Source organism: Pandoraea sp. PE-S2R-1 (genome assembly GCF_002179865.1).
Taxonomy (GTDB): Bacteria; Pseudomonadota; Gammaproteobacteria; order Burkholderiales; family Burkholderiaceae; genus Pandoraea.
Genome location: NZ_NGUR01000118.1, coordinates 1 through 471 on the forward strand (window position 1 = coordinate 1; position 471 = coordinate 471).

The window sequence follows — 471 nt, forward strand, 5'->3', positions numbered from 1 at the left end:
TCGTCGGGTTCGTAGAGATAGTTGACCATCATGCCGCACGACTGCTTCGCGCCTTTCTTTGAGAGATCCGCATGCCAGTTGATGCGTTCCACACGCGCACCGTTGCCCAAATGGAATCGGGCGACCGGGTCGCGCGGCTGTGCACGCACGGTTTCGCGCGCCAGATAGTGCGCAGCCAGCGCCTCGCCAAGACTGCGCTGCAGTGCCTGCACACTCTTGCGCTCCGCTGATGTCTGTAACCACGCCACCATCTGCGCCCCCGAGGCCGCCGATGCCAGCGAGGCCTCCTGCGCCAGCAGCTTCGCCCGCTTCGGACCCAGTGCCTCGGCGAGGGCTTGCGACGTCAGTTGCTTGAGCCAGTCGTTGAAGCCGGGGATGGGCGACAGCGTCGCGAAGTTGCGCAGCTTCGGGAAATCGACTTGCAGCTCGTCGATCACGCGCTTGAGCAGAAAGTTGCCGAAGCTCACGCCG

At 64.1% G+C, this 471-nt stretch carries 1 protein-coding gene; it reads right to left on the reverse strand.

Annotated features, from left to right (window positions below):
• The coding region (locus CDV44_RS27315; RefSeq protein WP_170936134.1) for a malonyl-CoA decarboxylase domain-containing protein at positions 1–471 on the reverse strand (471 nt) is incomplete at both ends.